The sequence below is a fragment of the Caldisericum exile AZM16c01 genome, from assembly GCF_000284335.1.
In the GTDB taxonomy this organism is placed as follows: domain Bacteria; phylum Caldisericota; class Caldisericia; order Caldisericales; family Caldisericaceae; genus Caldisericum; species Caldisericum exile.
This window is the reverse complement of sequence record NC_017096.1, coordinates 303,035-328,084: the sequence shown is the minus strand read 5'-3', so window position 1 is coordinate 328,084 and position 25,050 is coordinate 303,035. Positions and strand designations below refer to the sequence as shown.

22 protein-coding genes and 9 tRNA genes are annotated in these 25,050 nt (G+C 36.7%); 16 read left to right on the top strand and 15 right to left on the bottom strand.

All coding sequences use genetic code 11. The features are described 5' to 3' along the window. Positions 1 to 3: 3 nt before the first annotated feature. From rplI to CSE_RS01490, 10 genes are all read left to right on the top strand, one after another. Positions 4 to 447 (top strand): 50S ribosomal protein L9, encoded by a 444-nt coding sequence (rplI, locus tag CSE_RS01535; RefSeq protein ID WP_014452867.1) that lies wholly within the window; start codon positions 4 to 6, stop codon positions 445 to 447. Continuing rightward, positions 447 to 1,763, top strand: a complete 1,317-nt coding sequence (gene dnaB / locus CSE_RS01530) for a replicative DNA helicase (protein ID WP_014452866.1) — start codon at positions 447 to 449, stop codon at positions 1,761 to 1,763. Before rplI ends, dnaB begins: the two co-directional genes overlap by 1 nt. A 58-nt stretch (positions 1,764 to 1,821) precedes the next feature. Then, positions 1,822 to 1,897, top strand: a tRNA-Lys gene (locus CSE_RS01525). Positions 1,898 to 1,901: 4 nt separating this feature from the next. Then, a tRNA-Glu gene (locus CSE_RS01520) sits at positions 1,902 to 1,976 on the top strand. Between the two features lie 19 nt (positions 1,977 to 1,995). Continuing rightward, a tRNA-Val gene (locus CSE_RS01515) sits at positions 1,996 to 2,070 on the top strand. Between the two features lie 46 nt (positions 2,071 to 2,116). After that, positions 2,117 to 2,193: transfer RNA gene (locus CSE_RS01510), tRNA-Asp, on the top strand. Between the two features lie 23 nt (positions 2,194 to 2,216). After that, positions 2,217 to 2,291: transfer RNA gene (locus CSE_RS01505), tRNA-Gly, on the top strand. Positions 2,292 to 2,317: 26 nt separating this feature from the next. Then, a tRNA-Thr gene (locus CSE_RS01500) sits at positions 2,318 to 2,392 on the top strand. 26 nt (positions 2,393 to 2,418) lie between these two features. Beyond that, positions 2,419 to 4,419, top strand: coding sequence for a sodium-translocating pyrophosphatase (locus CSE_RS01495; protein ID WP_014452865.1), 2,001 nt, complete (start codon positions 2,419 to 2,421; stop codon positions 4,417 to 4,419). 100 nt (positions 4,420 to 4,519) lie between these two features. Continuing rightward, positions 4,520 to 5,467: an LCP family protein gene (locus CSE_RS01490; protein WP_014452864.1), complete on the top strand. Its 948-nt coding sequence runs from the start codon at positions 4,520 to 4,522 to the stop codon at positions 5,465 to 5,467. Positions 5,468 to 6,238: 771 nt separating this feature from the next. On the opposite strand, the gene CSE_RS01480 is transcribed toward CSE_RS01490, so the two are convergent. The 4 genes from CSE_RS01480 to CSE_RS01465 all read right to left on the bottom strand — a co-directional run bounded on the left by CSE_RS01480 (position 6,239) and on the right by CSE_RS01465 (position 8,269). Next, positions 6,239 to 7,399: an HD domain-containing phosphohydrolase gene (locus CSE_RS01480; RefSeq protein ID WP_014452862.1), complete on the bottom strand. Its 1,161-nt coding sequence runs from the start codon at positions 7,397 to 7,399 to the stop codon at positions 6,239 to 6,241. A gap of 624 nt (positions 7,400 to 8,023) precedes the next feature. After that, positions 8,024 to 8,110 (bottom strand) — tRNA-Leu (locus CSE_RS01475). Positions 8,111 to 8,118: 8 nt separating this feature from the next. Then, positions 8,119 to 8,193: transfer RNA gene (locus CSE_RS01470), tRNA-Cys, on the bottom strand. Position 8,194: 1 nt separating this feature from the next. Beyond that, positions 8,195 to 8,269, bottom strand: a tRNA-Gly gene (locus CSE_RS01465). Between the two features lie 380 nt (positions 8,270 to 8,649). On the opposite strand from CSE_RS01465, the gene CSE_RS01460 reads away from it, so the two are divergent. Next, on the top strand, positions 8,650 to 9,987 hold the full coding sequence (locus CSE_RS01460; protein ID WP_197535276.1) for a MurT ligase domain-containing protein: 1,338 nt from the start codon (positions 8,650 to 8,652) through the stop codon (positions 9,985 to 9,987). After that, positions 9,987 to 10,727 carry a type 1 glutamine amidotransferase gene (locus tag CSE_RS01455; protein WP_041726018.1) on the top strand — a complete coding sequence of 247 codons (741 nt, stop codon included), beginning with the start codon at positions 9,987 to 9,989 and terminating at the stop codon, positions 10,725 to 10,727. Before CSE_RS01460 ends, CSE_RS01455 begins: the two co-directional genes overlap by 1 nt. Before the next feature lie 3 nt (positions 10,728 to 10,730). Here CSE_RS01455 and dtd read toward each other — a convergent pair whose 3' ends face one another. Genes dtd through rpsO form a run of 9 tightly spaced genes read right to left on the bottom strand, consistent with a single transcriptional unit; the run spans position 10,731 to position 20,270 of the window. After that, positions 10,731 to 11,195, bottom strand: a complete 465-nt coding sequence (gene dtd / locus CSE_RS01450; RefSeq protein WP_014452859.1) for a D-aminoacyl-tRNA deacylase — start codon at positions 11,193 to 11,195, stop codon at positions 10,731 to 10,733. Next, positions 11,146 to 13,128: a RelA/SpoT family protein gene (locus CSE_RS01445; protein WP_156785883.1), complete on the bottom strand. Its 1,983-nt coding sequence runs from the start codon at positions 13,126 to 13,128 to the stop codon at positions 11,146 to 11,148. Before CSE_RS01445 ends, dtd begins: the two co-directional genes overlap by 50 nt. A gap of 58 nt (positions 13,129 to 13,186) precedes the next feature. Next, on the bottom strand, positions 13,187 to 13,702 hold the full coding sequence (locus tag CSE_RS01440) for an adenine phosphoribosyltransferase (protein ID WP_014452857.1): 516 nt from the start codon (positions 13,700 to 13,702) through the stop codon (positions 13,187 to 13,189). Positions 13,703 to 13,728: 26 nt separating this feature from the next. Then, on the bottom strand, positions 13,729 to 14,793 hold the full coding sequence (gene secF / locus CSE_RS01435; protein ID WP_014452856.1) for a protein translocase subunit SecF: 1,065 nt from the start codon (positions 14,791 to 14,793) through the stop codon (positions 13,729 to 13,731). Positions 14,794 to 14,803: 10 nt separating this feature from the next. Beyond that, positions 14,804 to 16,075 (bottom strand): protein translocase subunit SecD, encoded by a 1,272-nt coding sequence (secD, locus tag CSE_RS01430; protein ID WP_014452855.1) that lies wholly within the window; start codon positions 16,073 to 16,075, stop codon positions 14,804 to 14,806. Beyond that, positions 16,076 to 16,654: a uracil-DNA glycosylase gene (locus CSE_RS01425; RefSeq protein WP_014452854.1), complete on the bottom strand. Its 579-nt coding sequence runs from the start codon at positions 16,652 to 16,654 to the stop codon at positions 16,076 to 16,078. Then, positions 16,647 to 17,876 (bottom strand): M16 family metallopeptidase, encoded by a 1,230-nt coding sequence (locus CSE_RS01420; protein WP_014452853.1) that lies wholly within the window; start codon positions 17,874 to 17,876, stop codon positions 16,647 to 16,649. Before CSE_RS01420 ends, CSE_RS01425 begins: the two co-directional genes overlap by 8 nt. Beyond that, positions 17,873 to 19,999 carry a polyribonucleotide nucleotidyltransferase gene (locus CSE_RS01415; RefSeq protein WP_014452852.1) on the bottom strand — a complete coding sequence of 709 codons (2,127 nt, stop codon included), beginning with the start codon at positions 19,997 to 19,999 and terminating at the stop codon, positions 17,873 to 17,875. The genes CSE_RS01420 and CSE_RS01415 overlap by 4 nt, the downstream gene beginning before the upstream one ends. 4 nt (positions 20,000 to 20,003) lie before the next feature. Continuing rightward, positions 20,004 to 20,270 carry a 30S ribosomal protein S15 gene (rpsO, locus tag CSE_RS01410; RefSeq protein ID WP_014452851.1) on the bottom strand — a complete coding sequence of 89 codons (267 nt, stop codon included), beginning with the start codon at positions 20,268 to 20,270 and terminating at the stop codon, positions 20,004 to 20,006. Positions 20,271 to 20,438: 168 nt separating this feature from the next. Here rpsO and CSE_RS01405 point away from each other — a divergent pair, with 168 nt between their 5' ends. Further along, positions 20,439 to 21,377: a bile acid:sodium symporter family protein gene (locus CSE_RS01405; protein ID WP_014452850.1), complete on the top strand. Its 939-nt coding sequence runs from the start codon at positions 20,439 to 20,441 to the stop codon at positions 21,375 to 21,377. Between the two features lie 15 nt (positions 21,378 to 21,392). Here CSE_RS01405 and CSE_RS01400 read toward each other — a convergent pair whose 3' ends face one another. Together CSE_RS01400 and CSE_RS01395 are read right to left on the bottom strand one after the other, a co-directional pair. Next, positions 21,393 to 21,869 (bottom strand): Hsp20/alpha crystallin family protein, encoded by a 477-nt coding sequence (locus tag CSE_RS01400; protein WP_014452849.1) that lies wholly within the window; start codon positions 21,867 to 21,869, stop codon positions 21,393 to 21,395. A 90-nt stretch (positions 21,870 to 21,959) separates the two neighbouring features. Beyond that, positions 21,960 to 22,865: a cation diffusion facilitator family transporter gene (locus tag CSE_RS01395; RefSeq protein WP_014452848.1), complete on the bottom strand. Its 906-nt coding sequence runs from the start codon at positions 22,863 to 22,865 to the stop codon at positions 21,960 to 21,962. Positions 22,866 to 22,932: 67 nt separating this feature from the next. Between CSE_RS01395 and CSE_RS01390 the strand changes: the two genes are divergently transcribed. The 3 genes from CSE_RS01390 to CSE_RS01380 all read left to right on the top strand — a co-directional run bounded on the left by CSE_RS01390 (position 22,933) and on the right by CSE_RS01380 (position 25,048). Beyond that, positions 22,933 to 23,334, top strand: a complete 402-nt coding sequence (locus CSE_RS01390; RefSeq protein ID WP_014452846.1) for a diguanylate cyclase domain-containing protein — start codon at positions 22,933 to 22,935, stop codon at positions 23,332 to 23,334. A gap of 58 nt (positions 23,335 to 23,392) precedes the next feature. Continuing rightward, positions 23,393 to 24,052 (top strand): DUF996 domain-containing protein, encoded by a 660-nt coding sequence (locus tag CSE_RS01385; protein WP_172633853.1) that lies wholly within the window; start codon positions 23,393 to 23,395, stop codon positions 24,050 to 24,052. 90 nt (positions 24,053 to 24,142) lie between these two features. Continuing rightward, positions 24,143 to 25,048, top strand: a complete 906-nt coding sequence (locus tag CSE_RS01380) for a diguanylate cyclase domain-containing protein (RefSeq protein ID WP_014452844.1) — start codon at positions 24,143 to 24,145, stop codon at positions 25,046 to 25,048. Positions 25,049 to 25,050 lie beyond the last annotated feature (2 nt).

Here is a 25,050-nt window from a genome sequence, read left to right as displayed (position 1 = left end):
ATAATGAAAGTTAAAGTCCTTTTATTGCAAAACGTAAAGGGCTTGGGAAACGCAAAGAGCATAGTCGCTGTTTCAAAGGGCTATGCTCTTAATTATTTGGTTCCCAAAGGTCTTGCAAAAATCGTTGATGAAGATACTGCCGAAACAATTGTAGATGTAAGCAAAAATGTTGAGGAGCGTCGAATTGCACAAGCACAAAAGGAGAAGGAAATTTTAGAGTCCAAAGAACTCATTTTTAAAGCCAATGCAGGTACAGAGGATAAACTTTTTGGGTCAATAACTGCTCAGGATATCGAAGAAAAGATAAAAAAGGTATTTGGTCTTGAGATTGACAGGAAAAAGATCGTATTAAATAACCCAATTAAAAAACTTGGTGAATATAAAATCCCTGTAAAACTCTATAAAGAAATTCAAGCGGAACTAAAAGTAAAAGTCGAAAAAGAATAATGGCTGAAGAAATTAAAAGGCTCCCACCTTATAGCATTGAGGCAGAGCAATCGGTAATTGGTGCAGTCCTCATAGACGAAGAGGCGGTACTCAAAGTACTTGAAATTTTACGCCCTGAAGATTTTTATCGCCCTGAGCATGAGGAAATAATGAAGGCAGTATTTGAACTGACAACAGAAAATACGCCTATTGATATAGTTTCTGTTACCGACAAACTGAAATCCACAAACAAACTCGATTTTATTGGTGGAGTAACTTACATCATGCAACTTGCATCCTCTGTTCCGAATGCTGCAAATGTTGAATACTATGCAAAGATTGTAAAAACAAAAGCGCTGTTAAGAGAACTCATCAAGGCAGGGGCTGAAATTTCTGAACTCGGCTTTAACGAGTCGATGGATATAGACGAGGTTTTAAATATTGCAGAACAAAAGATTTTTAATATATCTCAAAGAAAATCCCAGTCGTATTTTTTGAGAGTTCGCGACTTTCTCCACGAGCACTTTTCAGAAATCGAAAACAGGCACAAAAGAAAATTGGGACTCTCAGGAATCCCAAGCGGATTCCCATCCCTTGATAAAATAACGGGCGGGTTTCAAAAATCAGACCTTATTATAATTGCCGCACGTCCAAGCATAGGAAAAACTTCCCTTGCACTTAATATAACAGAGCACATCGCAATTAAAGAGGAAAAACCTGTTGGGTTTTTCTCACTCGAAATGTCAAAAGAGCAACTCATTGAAAGAATGCTTTGTGCTGAGGCAAAAGTTGATATGATGAGATTAAAGACGGGTTATCTCAGGGATGAAGACTGGCCAAAATTAACCGAGGCCTATTCAAGCCTTTATGAAGCACCAATCTACATCGATGATTCGCCAGATGTAACGCTTAACGATATAAGGACAAAGTCAAGAAGATTAAAGATCGAAGCAAAAGTTGAAGTCATTTTCATTGACTACCTTCAGTTAATTCGTTCAGAGCAAAAAGTCGAAAATAGAGTCCTTGAAATATCACAAATCACCCGTGGACTTAAAAATCTTGCAAGGGAGCTTGATATACCACTTATTGTTTTGTCCCAGCTAAGCAGAGCCGTTGAAAAACGTGAAGATAAACGCCCAGTTTTGTCTGATCTTAGGGAGTCCGGTTCAATTGAGCAGGATGCAGATGTCGTAATATTCCTGCACGTGCCCGATGAAGATAACAAAGATGAAATTGAACTTATCGTTGCAAAGCAGAGAAATGGACCTCAAGGAAGTGCACATCTCCTATTCCAGCAAGAATACACAAAGTTTGTTGAAAAAGCCGAAGGGTATTAAGTTTACCACTTGACAGAAATTAATATTTCTGTATTATATTATTGCTATACCCCTATGGGGGCCGTTAGCTCAGTAGGCAGAGCACCGGCCTTTTAAGCCGGGTGTCGCAGGTTCGAATCCTGCACGGCTCACCAGTGAGCCCTCGTAGTCTAACGGTTAGGACACCGCCCTTTCAAGGCGGCGATAGGAGTTCGACTCTCCTCGAGGGCACCATTTATTAATGGTGGGATGTGGGCGGATGGCTCAGCGGTAGAGCACTTCCCTCACACGGAAGGGGTCACAGGTTCGAATCCTGTTTCGCCCACCATTCAGGATATTGCAAAAAATTGTAAGTTCAAATATAATAAGTTAGCGGGGTCGTGGTGTAGTGGTCTAACACGCTGGCCTGTCACGCCGGAGACCGTGGGTTCGAATCCCATCGATCCCGCCAGTTTTATGAAAATGAAGATAAAAGCGGGAGTAGCTCAGGGGTAGAGCACTGCCTTGCCAAGGCAGGTGTCGCGGGTTCGAATCCCGTCTTCCGCTCCATTTTTATTTTAGGTGAATTTTAAGGCGCCGGCGTAGCTCAGCGGTAGAGCAGCTGATTCGTAATCAGCGGGTCGTCTGTTCAAATCAGATCGCCGGCTCCATAATTTAGATTACGAAGGAGGCGGAAATGGGGCTTTTACTTGCAGGTATCTTTGGAGTATTATCACTCATCTTTGCAGTCGCTTTGTCAATTTCTATCCTTAAGCGTGACCAGGGCACCGAGCGAATGAAAAAAATTGCAAAAGCAATCCAAGATGGTGCTCTTGCATTTCTTCTCGAAGAATATAGAACGATGTATCTTTGGGTAATCATCTTTGCAATCTTAATTGGTATTGTAATTTCTCCATACGTTGCTGTCTTCTTCGCTCTTGGTACAATTTTCTCGACACTATCAGGATTTTTTGGAATGTATATTGCAACAAGAGCAAGTGTGAGGACAACTAATGCCGCAACGAAAAGCACAGGTGAAGCTCTATTTGTTGCATTCTCAGGTGGCTCAGTTATGGGCCTTACAGTAACAGGACTTGGAGTTGTTGGATCGCTTTTAACATACTTTATCTCTGTTAAATTTCTACCTCAAGTTTCCCCTCTTGTTGCAGTAACAGGATATTCAATTGGAGCAAGTTTTGTTGCACTTTTTGCACGTGTAGGTGGCGGGATTTATACAAAAGCTGCTGATGTCGGCGCAGATCTTGTTGGAAAAGTTGAAGCAGGCATCCCAGAAGATGACCCAAGGAACCCTGCAGTTATTGCGGATAACGTAGGCGATAATGTAGGAGATATTGCAGGAATGGGTGCTGATCTTTACGAATCTTACGTTGGTTCAATTACTGCTGCGATAATTCTTGGGACACTTACACTTGGAAATAATGCATCAACTTACATTTACCTTATAACAGGTTATGGAATTTTATCTTCTATTGTAGGAGTAATTTCTTCTCTCGTTGCCTCCAAAATAAATATCGCACCTCAAAAGGCACTCAACATTGGTTCTGTAATAGCAAATATTTTTGCAATTATCGTGTTTTTTATCATCTCAAAAGGAATACCAAATGGAACAAACTATTTTGTTGCAATCATAACAGGCCTTCTTATAGGGCTTGCGATAGGTTTTATAACTCAATACTTTACAAGCGCAAATCCAATTGTTGAAATTGCAAAGTCATCATCTGAAGGTGGCGCTGCAACAACAATCCTTTCAGGTATGGCAGTTGGTATGGAAAGCACATTTATACCACTCCTTCTTATAGCAATCGGAATCATTATCTCATATAGATTTAGCGGACTTTTCGGAATTGCACTTGCAGGCTTAGGAATGCTTTCAACTCTTGGGATAAGTTTGAGCGTCGATGCATATGGTCCTATTGCAGATAACGCAGGTGGTATTGCAGAGATGTCTCACCTTTCTCACGAAGTAAGAGAACGAACTGACACGTTGGATGCACTTGGAAACACAACTGCTGCAATGGGAAAGGGATTTGCAATTGGTTCTGCTGCACTTACAGCCTTAGCCTTGTTTTCCTCATATATACAATCAATGCAAATGGATACGCTTAATGTAATGTCACCATATACAATTTCAGGTATGTTTGTTGGAACATCGCTTCCTTTCCTATTTTCTGCGCTTGCAATAATGGCCGTATCAAGGTCGGCAGGTTACATGGTTGAAGAGGTAAGAAGACAATTTAGAGAAATTCCTGGCCTTATGTCGGGGAAAGCAGATCCAGATTACAAAAAGTGTATCTCAATATCAACAAAAGGCGCCTTGAAAAGTATGATTCTTCCTTCGTTAATTGCAGTTGTTTCTCCATTTGCGGGTTTAATTATTTTTATGTCCTATGGAAAGGAATTTACAGGTGGGCTTTTGGCAGGAGCGCTTCTATCGGGTGTAATCCTTGCAATTTACATGGCAAATGCAGGTGCTGCATGGGATAATGCAAAGAAATTCATTGAACAAGGCAACTTTGGAGGAAAAGGATCCGAAGCACACAGAGCAAGTGTCGTAGGAGACACAGTTGGCGATCCTCTTAAAGACACTGCAGGACCTTCCATCAACATATTAATAAAACTTATGACTACAATTTCCCTACTGTTTGGACCCCACATTGTTAAATTTCTCGTAAAGTGATTTTTAATGAAAAAATTCATAATGTTTTTAAAGTTTTTGATTATAATAACACTTGTGATATATTTAGCGTCAATTTTTGATTGAAAGGAAGCTTTGTAAGATGAATGTAAATACAAAAAAACTTATAAAACAGATTATAGTTGTGATTCTTATAGCATTTCTATCGGTGCTTGGATATTACGTTTACATCACCGCAAAGAATTTGAGTTTGATTAATGAACATTCAAAAGGCGAAATTCCACTTGATACTTCAAAACCAACAAACATACTACTCTTAGGAACTGACAGGCGCACGAAAGACGAAGCAGGAAGATCTGATGTGATGATTCTTATTCACCTTGACCCAACAAACAAAAAGATAACACTACTTTCAATTCCAAGGGACTCAAGGGTAGAAATTCCAGGACACGGATATGACAAAATTAATTCAGCATTTAATTCAGATTATTTCGATGATGGAGGAATTGATCTTTCCATAAAAACCGTTGCAAACCTTCTCGGTATAGATAGTAAAGATATACCATACTACGCAATAGTAAATTTTGATGGCTTTGCTAAGGTGATAGATGCACTTGGTGGAGTTACAATTGATGTAAAAGAGCCAATGCATTACCACTCTTGGACTGGCGATGTAAAAATTGACTTAAACCCAGGAGTTCAACACCTCAATGGCACGAAGGCCCTCGAATATGCACGATTCAGATATGATGAATGGGGTGATTTTGGAGTTGATTCCGAAGGAAATATACATGGTCGTGTTGAAAGACAACAGGAACTTATTAAGGCAATTATTGACCAGACAAAAGATATTAGAAACATTTTCAAACTTCCACAGATTGCTCAGGAAATCGGCAATGCAATCGATACAAATTTAACCGTTGCACAAATTACGAAACTCGGGCTTACTTATAATGATCTTACAAGTAAAGACTTACAAATAGTAAATTTCCCTGGTGTTCCTAAAATGATTGATAGCATTTCTTATGTCGTGCCAGACTATGATAAGTTGAAAGAAATTGGAGCAACATACTTTAAGTTATCAAAATAAAAAAATTTTAGTTGGGTTATAGGCAGGTATTTCACCTGCCTTTTTTAATTTTCACAATGAACTTTCTTTTGTTACTCCGAGGAAGAATATCCTATTTAGAAAAGATTTGAAATCATGCCTCTTATTCCCATGCATTAGAAAGGAACAAAACCATTTTAATATTTAGAGGGGGATCAACAAGTCTCCTCCTCTAACTCCTCCTGAAAAACGGAGATTTCTCAGTCGCTAACGCTCCTTCGATGACGCACACTCAGTCATTCCGAAGCCGAAGGTGATGAATCTCCTCCTTTAATTAGGGGGGGACTTACGATTCCCCCCTCTAACTCCTCCTTAAAGGACAAAGAGTTTTTTATTTTTGGGTGAAGTTAGAGGAGGGTATCCTAATTTAGAGGGGGACCTAAAGTCTCCCCCTCTAACTCCCCCTGAAAGGCTAAGAAAATTTTTTATTTTTAGGGTGGAGTTGGAGGAGGGATACCCTCCTCCAATAAGAGGAGATCCCTCACTACGTTCGGGACGACTTTTTTGGGGGAGTATTGAGGGGGGTAGTTACACCTCAAACTGGGGAGATTTCTCACTACGTTTGAAATGACACTTAATAGAAAGGGAGCACGTCCCCTTTCTAACTTACCCCCAAGGATAAAAAGATTACTATTTTTTGGGTGGAGTTGGAGGAGGGTGTCCATCCTCCATTAAAAGAGATACCTCAAAAAAGAACAAAAAATTTCTTTAAAATGTTTAAACATACTAGCTTTTAACTTTTATGCAAAATGTTTAATATAAAATACCGAATTTCGAAAATTCTTCATACTCTTTGCGGACAACTGTTTGCGCACCTATCCGAACATCATTTATTCTAGCAAAATTTTTCTTTAAAAGGTAAGTCACATAAGTGTCCAAAGCGTTATTTTGTGCCATCATTTCCACGATATTCAGGGCTTTGTCCACATCCATTCCTTCTCGGTAAGGACGATCCTCTGTAAGAGCAGTGAAAACATCCGCTACAGCCATGATCCTTGATCCTAATGGAAAATCAAAGGCACTTATATGGAATGGATAACCAGAGCCGTCAAGCCTTTCATGGTGAAACGATGCCCATCGATTTATTGTTTCAAAGTTTGGGATATAAGAGAGTATTTTATAAGTATAGTAAGTGTGGCTTTTTACTATATTGAATTCTTCCAATGATAACTTACCAGGTTTCTCTAAAATCTCTTTAGGGACTGCAAGCTTTCCTAAGTCATGCAAATAACCTGCAATTTCCATTATTACTAATTCCTTTTCTGAAAAACCTGCCAATTTAGCAAGTTCTACAGCACACGCTGAAACGCCACTCGAATGAGTAGCTGTAAATCTACTTCTGAAGTCAATAATGCGCGAAAAAACTTTTGCAAAATTACGTAATAACTCAATATCAAAAGAAGCAAGCGGTAAATTATGTATCTTGTTCAATTCTTCGTCAATGTTGGAAGATACGACATCTAACCATAGATATTCTTTATTTGATATCTTTACAAATGCATCAACAAACTCTGGCACAAACACCTTACCTGAAAGACCTTTTACTCTTTCTACTATACTTCCAACTTGCCCTAATACCTCATGATCGTAGTCAATAAGTACCGAAATACGGTCTGCAAGGTGCAATATATGACTTTCAATTGGTATTCTTTCGTTATTTTTTTCTCTTCCCGCTCCGTAATCCCATGGAACATGATGGTATCGAATGATATCGGCTTCCTCTGAGACCATCTTGCAATCTTTAAAAAGCAAATATCCTAATTCTGCGTGTTTATTGTAAGAAGAATCTTCATCAAAATTTAAAATATCTATTCTTTCTTTTAAAGAAATACCTCCAATGTCGTGGAATAGGCTTGCAAAAATAGTTTTCTTCTTTGTTCTATATCTAATCCTATCTCCTTGCCAATATTCCAAGCCAAATAGGTAGTCCTTTTCTGATGATTTACCAAGGCTGGGCTAACTGCATCTACCGCACCTGACAAACTCAAGGAAAAATCAAAGAGCGAAAAATAAAACTCGTCTTTCAACATATAAACTCATCCTCCTTATTATTAGTTATAAAATGACATTAAAGAATCCCACAGATAAATTTTATCCTTTTTTAAAATTTCTGTCAAAGAGATTACAAAAAATATATGTTAGAATGCCTTAGTTTTGTATTGAGTTAATTATACAGTATGTGAGGCAAATTGTATTTTTTCTTGTGCTGTAGCTTGTTGATTTTTACTTTATTGATATATATAAAGCCTTCCGATATTAAAAACATTTTTCTAACTCTAAAAGCATTAAGAATATAAGCAATAAATTAGAAAATAGTCTTGTCGTTTATTTTTTACTACAACAATGGAACATTGGTAAAGGCTAATGGTTTGAAAAGGCTTATTTGGCTATTTAACAAAGCGTTTCAGTTTGGCATTGGTAATATATTATATTGAACAATCACAGCAAGCGTCTTAGCAACAATCAAAAGTAGAACTCTTGCAAACCATTCCAAAAAGTAAAGAAAAATACAAAGAAATCTATTGAAATGCTACTTTATGGTGCCGGGGGCCGGAGTCGAACCGGCACGGTGTCACCACCGCGGGATTTTAAGTCCCGTGCGTCTGCCTGTTCCGCCACCCCGGCAACACTGTTGGAGGCACCGGTCGGATTCGAACCGACGAATGAGGGTTTTGCAGACCCTTGCCTTACCACTTGGCTACGGCGCCATGGAGCGGAAGACGGGATTTGAACCCGCGACAACTGGCTTGGGAAGCCAGCGCTCTGCCCCTGAGCTACTCCCGCACACCTAATATTATAACTAACTTTTTCCATTCTGTCAAATATATGTTTCGACTCTTCACAAATATAGTTAAAACTGACTAAGTATATTATAAAAAACGTATTTATAAATTGAACTTAATGCAAATTTTATATGGCGCTTTGGAACTAATAAGGCTTTCAATTTAATATAAATAATCCTTTGGAAAAAGATAGATAAATAAATTCAGGTTCCGTAAATAACTAAATTTAGAATCTGCAAATTCAATAAAAATATCCCAAATTTATGTAATACCGCTTTAAATAGAACAAACTCTTATACAAAATGGCCTTAATATTTACAATCCAAAAAAGATGGTAAAATTTCAATGGTAGTAAAAAATTATTTAATTTGGTTCATAAACATGATAAAGAAAATACAGTTTTATTTAGCAATTGGATTAGGTATTATAGTAAAAAATTTGTTAAAAATATCCGGCCATATGGCAACCTCCTTACCAGGACTTATTGCATATTTTATATATCCAGATATTCTCAAAGAAATTGGAATTAGATGTAAAATAAAAATTTTCGTAACTGGTACCAATGGGAAGACAACCACTAATTATCTTATAAAGACAATTCTCTCTAAGAGTGGTTCGGTCCTATATAACGAATTTGGGGCAAATATGATAAGCGGAATAGTAAGTGCGTTTATAAGCAATCTTAAACAAACCTATGAATATTGCACTTTTGAAATAGACGAGGGAACACTCCCTAAAATTGCAAAACAACTCAAACCAGACATAGTTGTTGTGACAAATATATTTAGGGACCAGCTTGATCGATATGCTGAGATTGAAATAATTCGTAAAAAAATTTTTGAAGGAATTGGAGATTCGGTTGGATTACTAAACGGTGATGACCCAAGTCTAAATCTATTAAAAGGAGAAAATAAATTTTTTTATAGTATTGAGGTGAAAAACGAATTACATGATAGAAATATTACTTTAGATGTGCAATTCTGCCCAGTTTGTGGAACAAAATTAAACTATGAATACTACACAATTGGACATCTCGGAAAATTTATTTGCCCTCAATGTGGATTTAGTAACAATGAACCTCGTTTTTTAATAACTAATGTAAGAGAAAGTGATGACACAATTTTATTTGACTTTATAGATAAAAAGAAGGGCAAGGTTAAAGATTTGAACACAAAAAGGAGCGGTATCTATCAATTATACAATATATCTGCGGCACTTTCATGTGCAATGATTTTGGGAATTGATTTTAAACAAATAAAAGATGCTGTAAAAAATTTTTCTCACAGACTCGGCCGGTATGAAGAAATCGTATATCAAAACAAAAAAATAATTATTAATCTTGTTAAAAATCCTGTGAGTTTAAGCGAAACACTGTATACAATCGCAAGGGATACTTCAAGGAAAATAGTGGTATTTATTCTCAATGATAACTATGCAGACGGAAAAGACGTTTCTTGGATTTGGGATGCAGATTTTGAAATACTTTCAAAAATAGAAAACATAAAAAAGATTTACTGTGATGGAAAAAGAAAAGAAGAGATCAAATTGAGATTAAAATACACATCTTTTGACATAGAAAAATGTGTTCTTACAAATCTTAAGGAAAACATATTTCTGCTATTAAACGAAGACGTCGAAAAGTTATATTTTCTACCAACCTATACTGCTCTATTTGAAACTCGAAACATTATTCTAAATGCAATAAACGAGGTGGTATGATGTTTATCCAAATTTTAAATCTTTTTCCTGAACTGTTAAACCTATATGGAGACAAAGGGAACGCAATTACTCTATTTAAAAGATTGAGTTGGAGAAATATCAATGCAACAATCACAAATTTCCATTTGGGAGAAAAAATTGAGGTCCTTAAGAAAGCAGATATAATCCTTTTGGGAGGAGCATCAGATTTTGAAGAAAAAATACTATTTAAACATCTTCTTGGAATCAAAAGCATACTCCAAGAACTCATCGAAGACGGCGTTCCAGTCCTTGCCATATGTGGTGGTTATCAACTGTTGGGCAATGCATACATTACAATTGACGGACAAGAGGTAAAAGGCCTTGGAATACTGGATTTTTATACATTTGGGGAGAAAGGTAGATTAATAGGCAACCTAATCATAAAAAATAACCTCGGTTTAGAACCTAAGACTGTTGTCGGCTTCGAAAATCATGGAGGCCGTACATATCATAATTACAATACTTTTGGCACTGTTATAACTGGTTTTGGAAATAATGGAAAAGACAAAAAAGAAGGACTCATTTACAAAAATCTTATAGGAACTTATATGCATGGGCCAATTTTACCTAAAAACCCGCACATTGCAGATTATCTTATTTTTAGTGCCCTCAAAAGAAAATTTGGAATTACAAAAGAAGAATTTAAAAAGCTTGATGATACAATAGAATTGAGAGCGCATCATAAGATTGTTGCTCTTTATGGAAGAAAATTCTTTTAAAAATTAGTTATTTAACGAAATATCCCTCGGATACCGTTCGATTATGATTGTTACAGGACCATCATTTACAAGTTCAATTTCCATATGTGCCTTGAAGATTCCTGTTTTAACAGATGGATATTGATTTTTCACCATTGAAACAAATTTATCAAAATATTCTCTTGCAAGCTCTTCTTCCATTGCTTCTGAAAAACTTGGACGGTTACCTTTTTTGATATAGGCAGCGAGTGTAAATTGAGAAACCAAGAGAATTTCACCACCAATATCTTTTACAGAAAGATTCATTTTTCCTTCCGTATCCTCAAAAATTCTCAAATTTACAATTTTATTTGCAACCCACCCAACGATTTCTTCTGTATCCCATTTTTCAATTCCAACAAGTGCAAGAATTCCTTTCCCGATTTCTGAGACAACTTCATCATTCACTTTCACTTTCGACTTCTTCACTCTCTGCACTACTACCCTCATATATCCACCTCTTTGAAACACGCACTTTTACAACTTCTTCAAGGCTCTCAAGTTCTTTCACGATTTCTGGTAAATTAACCTTTGGATCTAATTTGCAGGAAAATCGCACATATGCAAGAAATCGTCCTTTAAATTTCTTTTTCTTTGACGATGAATGAAAGTTTTCAAAACTTATGTTTCTCTTTGCAAATACTCCTGAAATTTTATATATAAGACCTGGGACATCTTGCACTGTTAATTTAAAAAATGCATAAAGGTTTTTCTCTTTGCCTTTACTCCAGTGTGCTTCAACGACTTTACCACCATTTTCAATAATTCTTATTAAGTTTGGGCAATCAACCCTGTGGATTTTTACACCACGTCCCCGTGAAATGTAGCCAACAATTTCATCAAATGGTTTTGGATTACAGCACTTTGCAACAGAGATATTTATATTAGTTGCGCCGTTAATTGTAGGAAAGTATTCAGAGGTTTCAGTTTTTGGTTTTAGAGGAATAATTTTAGGAAGGTTTGGCTTAGTTGTCTCTTCTTCTTTCTCAGCCTCTTTCTTTTCTTCATAGAGTTTTCTAAAATATGCCTTTATTTTGGATTTTGCAGATGCAGTTCGCACAAATTGAAGCCAATCAAGTTTTGGTCCAGTTGCAGTTTTTGATGTAATAATCTCAACCCTATCACCCGTTTGAAGTTTATAGTTAAGCGGGACAAGAGAGCCGTTCACTTTTGCCCCAATACAGCGATACCCAATGTCCGTATGCACTCTGAATGCAAAATCAACCGGAGTTGAGCCCTGAGGAAGTTCAATAACATCACCCTTTGGCGTAAAAACCAAAACTTCATCTGAAAACAAATCAACTTTTACCCTTTCAACAAACTCTTTTGAAGAGCGCACTTCTTTTTGCCATTCAAGCATCTGCCTTAGCCATGCAATCTTTGCTTCGTAATTCTTATCAAGAGATTTTCCTTCTTTATATTTCCAATGCGCTGCTATACCCATCTCGTCAATTTCGTGCATTTCTCTTGTTCGAATTTGTATTTCAAATGGTTCTCCAGATTTTGTTATAACAGTTGTGTGAAGTGATCTATAAAAGTTTGGCTTTGGCATTGCAATATAGTCTTTGATTCTTCCTGGGACAAGTTTGTAGTAGTTATTTACGATTCCCAAAACTTGATAACATGTTGGAATATCGTCAACAATAATTCTTAAAGCAATGATATCATAAATTTCCTCAAACTGCTTTCCGTCACGTATCATCTTACGATAAATGCCGTAAAGGTTCTTTGGACGCCCTTCAACAATTCCTGAAATTCCATGTTCTTTCAAAAGATTACGCAACTCTTCCATTAGCTCATTAACATATGCCTCACGTTCTTCCCGTTTCTTCGCAACCTTTCTTGCAAGTTCATAATACTTCTCAGGCTCAAGATAACGGAAACTCAAATCTTCAAGTTCCCACTTCATAGTGTAAATTCCAAGGCGATGGGCAAGTGGGACGTAAATATCCATTGTCTCCTTGGCAATCTCTTTTTGTCTTTCGGATGGAAGATAGTTAAGTGTTCGCATATTGTGAAGTCTGTCAGCAAGTTTAATGAGGACAACACGGACATCCTGAGCCATTGCAAGAAGCATTTTCCTTAGGCTTTCAAGGTGTGCTTCTTCAGTTGATACACTTTTTATACCTCTGAGTTTCGTAACTCCATTTACGAGAAAGGCAACGGTTTCTCCAAATTGCGACTTGATATCTTCTAAAGTAACGTTTGTGTCCTCTATAACATCATGTAAAAGTGCTGCTGCATATGTTTCAGCATCAAGTTTGAGGTTTGCAAGAATTATTGCAACGTTCAGTGGATGAATAATATACTCTTCGCCTGATTCTCTCGTTTGCCCAGAGTGTTTTTCAAGTGCAAACTTGTAGGCGTCCTCTAAAAGTTTCATCCCCTCACCATCAAGGTAAGGGGACACTTTATTTTTTAATTCCTCAAAAAGGCTTTCTTTAGTCAAAGTTCACAAGGGAAAATATGTGATATTTCCCTATTTTTTCCTCTCCTTTCAGATTTTTAAGTATTACGACAAACCCCCAACCAACAATTTCTGCGCCAAGAGACTCAACAAGTTCAGATGCAGCAAGTGCAGTGCCACCAGTTGCAAGAAGATCATCAATCATAAGAACCCTTTCGCCCTTCTTGAAGGCATCTTTATGCAATTCAAGAATTGACATACCATATTCAAGCTGAAACTCTTTCCTTACAACTTCATAGGGAAGTTTCCCTGGTTTTCTTATTGGTACAAAGCCTGCTCCAAGCTCTTTTGCAATAGGAGCACCAAAGATAAATCCTCTCGCCTCAATTGCCGCAACTTTATCCACATGAAAAGTTCTAAAATGGTCAGCAATTTCTTTTACAGTGTAGTTAAATGCATCTTTATCCCCCATGAGAGGTGTTAAGTCTCTAAACAAAATCCCCTTCTGCGGAAAATCTGGAATGTCCCTAATGTATTTTCTCAAATCCATTTCTACCTCCTAACAATATATTATACTCACTTTCTCTTTTTGGAAGATTTCCCTTTCTTCTTTGATTTTGGTTTGCTTTCCTGTGGTTGTGCACTTCCAGAGGAAACTCTAACTTCTGCTTGCTCGGTTGTTTCCTCCCCTGTAGGCTCCTCAACCACTTTAACAACACTTTCCTTCTTTGCAATTTCCTCCTTTAAGGTTTCGCCTCTAAAGAGAACAAGAAGAGGAGATGCAATATAAATTGAAGAGTATGTCCCCGAGAAGAGGCCAAAAAGGAGAGTCATCGAAAAGTCCCTTAATGCAGTACCACCGAAAATAACAAGCGAAAGAGATGCAAAAAGTGTAGTAATTGATGTATTCATTGAACGCACCCAGACTTCTGTAATACTTCTGTTAACTATTTCTCTAAAAGTTTCCCTTAACTTGAATTTGAGTTTTTCCCTAATCCTGTCCATTACAACAACCGTATCTTCAACTGAGTAAGTGATGATCGCAAGGAAGGCGCCTATGAAAGGTGCATTAATCTCAACCCTAAAAAGAGCAAGCATGCCAAGCGTTACAAGGATATCATGGAACAAAGCCAAAACAGTTGCTACCGCAATTTTAAATTCAAACCTAATGGAAATATAGAAAAGAACGAACAGGAGTGCAAGTAAAAGTGCAATTGCACCATTTCTCATTAACTCGCTTCCAATAACAGGAGCAATCGAAGTAATCTGCGTTGTATCTTTATTAACTTTATAAAGTTTATCAACTCCATCTACAATTTTTGTAATATCATCGGGAGGTACACTTGTTGCATTAATCTTAATGATAACTTTGTTTCCCTGTGCTTCTTGAACAATTGCATCCTTATAGCCAATACCAGCAACAATATCCCTTACTTTTTGTGAGTCTGGTGTTGTATTACATGCAAGCGTTATTACCGAACCTCCTCTAAAATCTATACCGAGGTTCAGTGGTGATCCATATTTTACCCAGTTAAATCCCATTGCAATAAGGCCAATTACTATAATCGTAATAGAAATTGAGAACCAGAGTTTTGTGTGTCCTAAAATATCCCAGTTTTTAATTCTGTCTCTAAAACTCATCGCAAACCTCCTATATTCCCCACATCCACGGCTTCTTCACGGAAGACTGTGGAAGGAATAATTCTACAAGAAGTCTTGTCACGAATACACCTGACACAAATCCAGAAAGGATACCAATCGATGTTGTGACCGCAAATCCTTTGATGATAGTTGTTCCAAAATAAAAGAGAATTGCAGCACCTACAAGCACTGTAAGGTTAGAGTCAATTACAGTACGCAATGCGTTTGCAAATCCTGCGTTTATAATTGATTTAAGTGTTTTTCCAAGTTTGAGTTCCTCTTTCATTCTTTCGAAAACAATAACGTTAATATCAACAGCCATACCTAAGGAAAGAATTGCACCACCTATTGCAGGAAGGGAAAGTGTTGCATGTAAAAGAAATAGGACTGCAAGTTCAAGAGACACATAAAATATAAGGGAAAGTGCAGAAAGAATTCCAAGATAGCCATAGAAGATAATCATATAAATAGCCACAAGCAAAAAAGCAACGATTGCACCAATTATTGCCATTCTTATTGTATAACTTCCAAGCGACGGCCCTACCACTTCTTCCTGAATAAAGTTTAACTTAACCGGTAATGCACCAGATCTCAAAAGCGCAGCATAGTTTGCAGCCTCTTCTTTTGTGAATTTACCCTCGATGATACCTTGGCCATCGGTTATAGCACTTTTTACAGTTGGTGCCATAAGAAGTTTATCATCAAGATATATTGAAATTGTCTTGCCAATATTTTGCTGAGTAACATCTGCAAAAATCTTTGCACCTTCAGAGTCAAGTTGGAAAGCAATTACAGGCTGCCCTAAAGTTGCAGGATCCTTGCTAAACTCAAGTGTTGCATTTTTTATATGCGCACCAGTTAAAACAACTTTGCCATCTTCTGTTTTAAATTGCAATAGTGCCGTTTGTCCTATAAGTTCCTTTGCTTTCTGTGGGTCTTTCCAGCCTGGAAGCTCAACATCAATTCTCTTCCAGTTTGCACCTTTCTCTTGAACAACAATTGCTTCGGATATGCCTAAGGCATTAACTCTTTTTTGGATAACACTTATTGCAGTTTGCATTGCTTCAGAAGTAACCTTTACCTCAGGCGTATCAACTGCTTCAAGGACAAATCTTACACCGCCTTTTATATCAAGTCCAAAACGTGGCACAATGTAACTTTCAAATTTGTTTAAAGTTTCAAGTGGCTTTGAGGATGCAGTAATTGCCGTGTAATCGATGTAAACTGCAAGCACAAATACAACGAGGAAGATAATAAACCACACTAAAAGTTTTCTTTTCATCTAAGAACCTCCTACAATTTTTGTCTCGTCTAAAATTTGTTTTAACTTCAAAAAGTCATTCTTAAGCAACTCTTTATATTCACCATGGTAAAGTGCAGCAGCAGGATGAAATGTCACAAAAAATTTAAGACCGTCTTTTTCAAACACTCTCCCATGAACCGCACTCACCTTCAATGCAGGAGAAACAAGCGCATTTAAAGGTGTATTGCCAAGTGTTACAATAATTTCAGGCTCAATTACGGAAATCTGGGCATATAGATAAGGCACACATGCCTCAATTTCATTAGGCGTTGGTACTCTGTTATTCGGAGGCCTACACTTAACAATATTGCCAATAAAGACTTCCGACCTTTCTATACCAATGCTTTGAAGAAGTTGAGTCAAAAGTTTTCCAGCAGCACCAACAAAGGGAAGACCTTGGATATCTTCATCTCGCCCAGGGCCTTCTCCAACAAACATAATTTTTGCATTTGCGGGACCAACACCTGGGACGTAATGTGTTTTTGTTTTGTGTAAGTCACATTTCATGCAGTGCCTGATGTCGTCTTCTATTTCTTTGAGCATTGCTTCTTTATCCATCGATCTTTCCCACTCTTACAACCCCATAGGTATCATCAAGAAGTCCCTTAAGATACGAATCAAATTCGTCCTTTTGAATACTTTCTATCTCTTTAATGATAGAGTCAATCGTTCTAATGTATCCCTGCATGAGTCCTGAAACACCATTTTTTTGCATTCTTGAAGAAGTGCTTTCGAGACCTAAAATCATACTTCCCAAAAGATAATTTTTTGCATTTACGAATTCTTCGTCTTTGAGGCCCTTCTCTCTAATATTGCTTAACTCTTCAAGGATTATTTCTCTTGCAACATTCTCGTATTTTGGAAGAGTTGAAGCATAAATAACTGTGCCACCAGTATCAATAAGTCTTACAGGATAGGCATAGACTGTATAAACAAGGCCGTGTTCTTCACGCAACTTCTGGAATAGCCTCGAAGACATATTTCCACCCAATGCAACAGTGAAGATTGAATGTAGGTACGATTCGTGAGTAAAACTCTTCTCGCCTTTTAGAGTTATCGCAAGGTGGAGTTGCGCAGTTTCTTTCGGGTAATTTATCTCAAGGAATTTATAGGGAATAGTTTCTGTACTTGCACCGTTTTCTCCAATTCGAAAATCCTTAAAGTATTTTTCTACAAGTTTTTCTGCCTTTACTTGGTCAATGTCCCCAACTGCTGAAATAAAAATGTTTCCTTTAACAAAAAAACCTTCAAAATAGGAGACAATATCCTCGTAAGTTATTGAGCGCACACTTTCCTCTGTCCCAAGAGGGTTCCTTGAAAGAGGAGAATCTCCCCAAAGGGATCTTAAGGCTTCTGTTTGACAGATATCCTGCGGGTCATCGTAGAACTCATAGATTTCTTCAAGAATTACTTCTCTTTCTTTTTCCAAAAGGTCTTTATTGAATGTAGGATTAGTTAATATATCGGATAAGACATCAAAACCTACTTCAATGTCCTTTCCAAGAAGTTTTACATAAAAAAGAGAATATTCAGAGGAGGTATAGGCATTAATCTCTCCTCCAAGGCCCTCAATTGCCTTGGAAATCTCAAATGCAGAGCGATTTTTTGTTTCTTTAAAAACCATATGCTCAATGAAATGAGCAATACCGAGTTTATTGGTTTCGTAGCGTGAGCCTGACTTTACAAACACGCCCAGTGATACTGACGGAAATGTGTGGTTCTCCTCGACAAAATACCTTATATCGTTTTTTGAAATTGAGATTTCAAGGTTTTCGCTCATTCTTTTTGCTCCTTGGATTTGTTTTCACTTTTCGAACTTTTGCTTCCGTCATCAACTGCCTTTTTACTGAGTTGGATTTTACCGTCCTCTTCGATTTTTATAACTTTTACTTTTACCTTATCGCCTATATGGAGTTCTTTTCTAATATCCTTTATGTATTTATCTGCAATTTGTGAGATATGCAATAATCCCACATAGTTTGGAAGTATCTGAACAAGCGCACCAAAATCTTTAAGTTCAACAACAACTCCTTCGTAGATTTTACCTTCTTCAGGCTCGGCAAGAAGTTGATTTATTCGTTCAAGAATTGTATTAAGGATATTCTCATTTGGTGCGGTAATATAAACTTTTCCGTCAGGTTCAATATTTATCTCTGAATCAGTTGATCCGATGATGCTTCTTATTGTTTTACCACCAGGACCGATAAGTAAACCAATTTTATCGGATCTAATTTGCATCGTGTAAACTCTTGGTGCATAAGGAGAAATTTCTGGGCGTGGTGCAGGAATAACTTCTTTCATTTTCTCAAGTATATAAAGGCGAGCCTTACGTGCTTGTTCAAGCGCAATCCTTAAAATATCAATTGTTATACCTTTAATCTTTATATCCATCTGAAGTGCAGTGATACCTGCGTCTGTTCCTGCAACTTTAAAATCCATATCGCCAAGGTGGTCTTCTGCACCTTGAATGTCAGTTAATACAACATACTGGTCACCTTCTTTTATTAATCCCATCGCAATGCCTGCAACAGGCTTCTTAATGGGCACACCTGCATCCATAAGAGCAAGCGTTGAGCCACACGTTGAAGCCATTGACGTTGATCCATTTGATTCAAGTACTTCAGAAACAACTCTTATCGTATAGGGGAATTCCTCTTCCGGTGGTAAAACTGGAACAAGTGCTCTTTCTGCAAGAGCACCGTGACCAATCTCCCTTCGTGTTGGTCCCCTCATGGGACGCGCTTCACCAACTGAGAATGGCGGGAAGTTATAGTAGTGCATGTATCTTTTTGTAACAACTTCTTCTTCAAGGGATTCAATCAATTGCCCTTCACCTTTACCACCAAGCGTTGCAATAGAAAGTACCTGTGTCTGCCCTCTTGTGAAAAGAGCTGAACCGTGTGTCCTCTTTAAGACACCAACTTCAATTGAGATTGGCCTTATTTCATCTGGCTTCCTTCCGTCAATTCTATTCCCTTGAAGTGTCTGTGATCTTATATAATTTCTCAAAATAAGGTCAAAAATCATATTTACTTCTGAGACCTTTTCGGGATATTTTTCTTCGTACTCGGTTATTATACCCTTCTTGATCTCTTCAAGTGCTTTTTCACGAGTGAGTTTCTCTTTGTTTTCAAGGGCAAGTTTAATTTTATCAAGGATCTCAGATTCAATTTCCTGCTTCAACGCTTCATCAATGATAACTTCTTGCACTTCAACCTTTGGCTTTCCAATTTTCTTTGCAAATTCTTCCTGTACTAAAGAAATCTTCTTAATCTCCTCTAATGCAACCTGCATTGCCTGAAGCATCATTTCTTCAGATATTTCCTTTGAACCTGATTCAATCATGATGAGTGCATCTTTTGTCCCTGCAATACTCAAATCAAGAAGACTCTTTTCATCAAGATCATTTTCATCGGGATTAATGACAAATTTACCGTCAATAAGACCAACTTTAACCGCAGAAACTGCCTCGTAGAAAGGCTCATCTGAAATAAGAGATGCTAAAGATGCAGCGTTTATTCCAAGAATAGCTGGCGAAATAGAACCATCCGCAGAAAGAACGTAAACGACAATGTGAACTGGACGTCTGAATTGGATTGGAAACATCGGTCTTAAAGGACGATCAATAAGGCGAGAGCCAAGAATCTCTTCGTCGGTAGGACGCCCTTCCCTCTTATAGAACCCTCCAGGGATTTTTCCTGCTGCATACATCTTTTCGAAATAGTCAACCGTCAATGGGAAAAAGTCTGTTGGCTCTGCAGGTTCATCTCCCATTGTAGAAGTGGCAAGCACCTGAGTGCCGCCGCATGTTGCAAAAACGGCACCTCCTGCTTGCTTCGCCATCCTGCCTACTTCAAACTCTATTACCTTTCCGCCAACTTCAACACTTACTTTCTCAATCATAGCCTTATGCTCTCAAATTCAATTCTTTAATAATTCTTTCGTAACGCCCTTTGTCTGTTTCCTTAAGATACGTAAGGAGTTTTCTTCTCTCACCAACTAACTTAAATAGGCCTCTTCGAGAAGCAAAATCCTTTTTGAATTGTTTTAGATGCTCTGTAAGGTTATTAATACGCAACGTGAGAAGTGCAATTTGCACTTCTGGAGAGCCAGTGTCACCTTCGTGACGACCAAACTTCTTAAAAATTTCTTCCTTTTGTTCTTTTGTAATCATTTTTTTACCTCCTATAAAAATTTTTATTTCGCTAATAACAAAGGAAACCGTATGGAGGGTTATACGAGTTTCCCTTGCTAAAAGCAAAGATATTATACAATATTTTACATCTTTTTCAAAAACGAAGGCAATTTGGAAAATCAATCTTGTAAAATATAATTGTTAAGTATGAAAAAGATAGCTGAATTTATTGAAAATAATACATCATTTATTATAACGCTTGGAATACCGCTAGGACTTATATTTCCGCAGTTTTCTATTTTAAAACCATATCTAACTGACTTTTTGATGCTCGTTTTGTTTTTCACATTTCTCAAACTTGAATTTCAGGACTTATTGAAAATTTCAAAAAAAGTGAAACTTCTTGTCTTTGCCGTAATTTTAGATTTAATAATCCTTCCTATCATTGTTTTTTTGATTTCGAAAATATTGAAGGTAGAAGATTTTCTTCTTGTGTCCCTTTTGCTTTTTTCAGCAGTGCCAGCAGGAGTTGCCTCAGCCTCTATTACTGATATTCTTGAAGGAGACACAATACTTTCAACAACTATTATCATAATTACCCACGTAATTGCACCTATAACAATTCCAATACTTTTCTATCTACTTCTACGAAAGGTGATTCATGTTGACTATATAAACATTTCTATAACACTCATAAAACTTATTTTCATACCTTTAATACTATCTCAAATATTTAAATACACATTTAAAAAACTTACCCCTAAAATTATTTCGAAAAATAAAATCATAACAACTGTAATTCTCCTTCTGCTTGGAACAACGATTGCCGCTGTAAACTACAACTTCATCATGAGAAACCCAATAGAGGCTTTAAAGTTCATCTTAATGTCTATACCTATTTATTTTTTATTTATGATTGTGCCATTCTATCTTTCACCTTTTCTACCAATGAAAGAGCGTATCTCAATGTTTGCAACAAAGACATTTATAAATGTAACAATAGGGGTTGTGCTTGCTCTATCTTTTCTTGATGCAAAGGCATCACTTGTGTTAACGCTTGCACAAATTCCATGGTCGTTAATGATTTTTCCTTCTCAAATATTTATAAACATAAATAAAAAAGCCCCGCAAAAAAAGCGGGGGTAAAGGAAGAGTAATTTATTATTCGAGTGTGATTTCTTTTGATTTCTTGCCAGTTTCTATCTTTGGAAGAGTTATTTCAAGAACACCATTTTCAAACTTCGCCTGTGCTTTTTCGGGATCTACTTCAGCTGGAAGTGGAATTGCTCTGTAGAAACTTCCGTAAACACGTTCTTCGATAAAGTAATTTTCTTCTTTTTCCTTACGCTCCTTCTTAACTTCACCGGAGATTGTTACAGCATCAGCCTCAACCTTAATCTTCACATCTTTCTTATCAATTCCTGGAAGGTCTGCTTTTACTACGATTTCGTTGTCCTTTTCTATAACGTCAACAGAAGGAGCAAAGGCAATTTGAGTTTCTACAGGTTGAATTTCACCCCTCTCCTTTCTTGGAAGCGCTAATCTTGGTCTTGCGCTTCTCCAGAACTGAGAGAAGATTTCATCAATTTCCTGTTCAAGTCTTCTAATTTCTTCAAATGGATCGTAGATTCTCGCCATATCTATCACCTCCCGCTATATATTATATATAATTTTTTATGTTTGTCAAGAGGCAAAAAAACCTAAAAAAACTTTTTTTCAAAAAACGTTTTAGTGGTCTTTTATCAATTTATCTTCAAGGTGCTCGTTACATTCAAATTGAATATTTGTATGTGCAATACCAAAATCTTTCCTGAGAATTTCCTCAATTTTTAGACGGATGTTTTTGGTTTCTTCAACACTTGTATTTGGCAAGACATTTACATGTGCCTCAAGAAGGGTTGTCTCATCATCGAGTCGCCATATATGGACATGGTGTATATTTACAACACCTGGCACATCACAAACGCTTTTCTCCACTTCTTTTAAATCAATGGTGCTTGGTGTTGTTTCAAGAAGAATAAGGGTGCTTTCCTTAACAATTTCAAATGCCTCATATCCCATATAAATTGCAATAAGGACAGTCAAAAGAGGATCAATCCAGTAGATTCTGAATATCCACATAAAAATTGCCCCAAGAACAACCGCAACTGAAGATAAAGCATCAGAAAGAAGATGAAGATAAGCACTTCGAATATTGAGGTTATGAGCATGCGAATGCAGTAAAATTACACTAATTGAGTTTGCAATAAGACCAACGACTGCAACAGGAAGCATAAGGCTCACATTAATTACTTCGGGTGTTAAAAATCGCAAAATTGCTTCACGAATTAAAAGTGCCGCAATAACAAGAAGAACCGAACTATTTACAAACGCAGAGATTATTTGAGATCGTCTGTATCCAAAGGTAAATCTCTCATTATGCTTTCTTTCAGAAAGTCTCAAGGTCCACAAGGTTAAAATTCCTGATATTGTATCTGATAAATTATGCATTGAATCTGAAACCAAAGATAAACTTCTTGAAAGAATTCCAAAGACAACCTCAAGGACTGTTATAATAATGTTCATAAATATTGAAACAAGCACCCTACCTGATGCACTTTCAATTTCGTGGTTGTGGTTATGTTCTTTTTCCATTTTGCCTCCCAAAAATTCCCTTCTGATTATAATACATTTGTTGTAAAATTTATAAGAGAGGTGAAAAATGGGGAACATAAGAGACTTTGAAACAAATCTCTACTCGAGGGATTTTTTTGACGAGGAACTCGAGAGGCTCAGCAAAAAACGAGATGCAAACATCGGAACTATAATTATTGAAATTGAAACAGAGGACCCTCAAATAATTAAAAAGACTGCAGAAATTCTTTCAATGTCAGTAAGAAGTTACGATATAGTGGGAAGGGTAAGCAAAAACGAGTTTGGAATTATCTTAGAAAACATAAACGAAGATAATATCATCGAAATTACAAAAAGAATAAAAGAAGAGCTTCAAAATAATTTCAAAGGACTTTCAAATCTCCCAAAAGTAAATATTGCATGGAGTATAAGTGGAAGCTTCTTTGGAAATGTTAAAGAGGCATACGAAAATTTAAGAAGAAAAAAATAAAATTCATAATTCTATCACAATTAACTCCATAATGATAATTGAGGTGATTGAGATGGAAATGAAAAATATTAGATTACTTGGAGGAATTGGAGTTTTACTTGCAATCCTTTCAGTCATACCTGGAATTGGAGTTATATTAGGTTTGGCAGGATTGGTGCTTGTGTTTGTTGCAATAAATGAACTATACAAAACCACAAAAAACAAGAAAATATATGATAACTTTCTCGTAAGTTTCATCCTTGGAATAGTTGGAGCAGTTTTGGGTGGTCTTATATTCATTGGCACCACTTTTGGAAGAATTTTTAGGGGTGAAATCTACTATGGCTATATAGAACCTTTTAGAAGATACCCTAACTTCAATTTTGGTTTAAGAAGACACCCATTTCACGTATTTGAAGGACCATTGGATAATTTTAGATTAGGTAACATCAACATAGGCATTATAATTGCATTGGTTGTTTTTGCTCTTATTCTCTACGGCATTTTAGTTGCAAGAAGTTATTACCTTAAAAAATGTTATGATGAGATTGAAAAAGAAACAGGTGTTGAGTACTTCAAGACTGCAGGAAATCTTATGTTTATTGGCTCAATACTTTCAATTGTGCTTATTGGACTATTAGTCTACTTCATTGGATATATATTTGAAGTAATTGCATTCTTCTCACTTCCAGATAAGTTAGAAGTAAACGCCCAAGAGTCCCCTCCTCCACTCCCTTAATAATATTTTTACATATCTTACTTAGGGGTAGCTATATAGCTACCCTTTCTTTTTATTTACAAAATTTCTTATAATTGTTTGAGGTGATAAATGAAAAAGGCAATTAAAAAGTACTATGAAACCGCCACAGAAAATACTATCGATGGTGTTTACTTTGTTGATAGAAGAAGAAAAATTCTATACTGGAATAAGGCGGCAGAAGAAATTACAGGCTATAAGAAAGAGGAAATAATAAATAAAAGATGTTTCGATAATATTTTGAGACATGTAGACGATAATGGCACTCTTCTCTGTCAAACAAAATGTCCACTTGTAAAGGCAATGGAAAAGGGTGAAATCGTTTCTGAAAATGTATATTTGCATGATAAAAACGGTGCAAGAATCCCTATTTATGTTGAGGCAATTCCTGTAAAGAATAGAAAAGGTGAAGTTGTTGGTGCTGTTGAAAGATTCAATCAAAGTTGGGGATTGTCCTTGGTAAGAGAAAATATCCAAAAACTACAAAAAGACGCTTATATTGACCCACTAACTCAAATCCCAAATAGAAGATACCTTGAGAAAAAGATTGAGGAAGCAATAAAAGAGGTAAATGCACTAAAAAGGACGAACGGATTCCTGTTTCTCGATATAGATAACTTTAAAAGACTCAATGATACCTTCGGACATTTTGTTGGCGATAGAGTTTTAAGAGCAATTGCTCAAACCATCCTTTCTAACATAAAACCGCAAGATACTGTTGGAAGATATGGCGGAGAAGAATTTGCAGTAATCCTTAAAGATATTAATGAAGAAAACCTTCGAAAATTCACAAACACATTGAGGATTCTTATAGGAAATTCTTCTGTCGACTTTGATGGAAGTGAAATATCTGCAACTGTTTCAATCGGATGCACACTAATTAAAGAAACAGACACAGTTGAGTCACTCATTAAAAGAGCAGATACTCTTATGTACGAAGCAAAAAAGAAGGGTAAAAATACCTGCGTATTTGGTTAAAA